This window comes from Nesterenkonia sphaerica (genome assembly GCF_005771565.1).
GTDB lineage: Bacteria > Actinomycetota > Actinomycetes > Actinomycetales > Micrococcaceae > Nesterenkonia > Nesterenkonia sphaerica.
Genome location: NZ_VAWA01000059.1, coordinates 1 through 726 on the forward strand (window position 1 = coordinate 1; position 726 = coordinate 726).

Genomic DNA, 726 nt, shown 5'->3' on the forward strand with positions numbered 1-726 from the left:
CCCCGTACACAAACTACTTGACAAGCCCGCCTCGGAGAAATACGGCATCTCCCGCCGGCAACTCCACCGGCTTCTGGCCCGCTACCGAGAAGGCGGCCTCGAAGCGATCGAACCGCGCTCGAGACGACCGAAGACCAACCCAGCCGCCACCTCCGAGCAGGCCAGGGACCGCATCATCGAACTGCGCCAAGCATTAGTCGCCTCAGGCCATGACGCAGGCCCAGTCACTATCGCCTGGCACCTTCAGCAAACCCATCAGAGAGCCCCCTGAACCTCAACGATCCGCCGGATACTTCACGCCCACGGGTTGATCACCGCCGAACCGCGGAAGCGACCGAAGTCCTCCTTCGTCCGTTTCGAAGCAGCTCAACCTAACGAGACCTGGCAATCAGACTTCACCCACTGGCACCTGAGCCCAGGAACCACCGTGGAGGTCCTGAACTGGCTTGATGACCACTCCCGCTACCTCCTCTCCTGCACCGCCCACACCCCGGTCACCGGCGATGACGTAGTGAGCACCTTCCTCCACGCCGTAGAGACCTATGGCGCCCCGGCATCGACACTGACTGACAACGGGCGGGTCTACACCGCTAGATCCGGTGGCGGTCGCAACAGCTTTGAATACCTTCTACCCCTGCTCGGGGTCCGGCAGAAGAACGGATCCCCCGGACACCCACAGACCCAGGGAAAAATCGAACGATTCCACCAAACACTGAAACGATTCCT

1 pseudogene is annotated in these 726 nt (G+C 61.6%); it reads left to right on the forward strand.

The window, feature by feature from the left end:
- A pseudogene (locus tag FEF27_RS13945) lies at positions 1–726 on the forward strand (DDE-type integrase/transposase/recombinase); the annotation flags it as partial.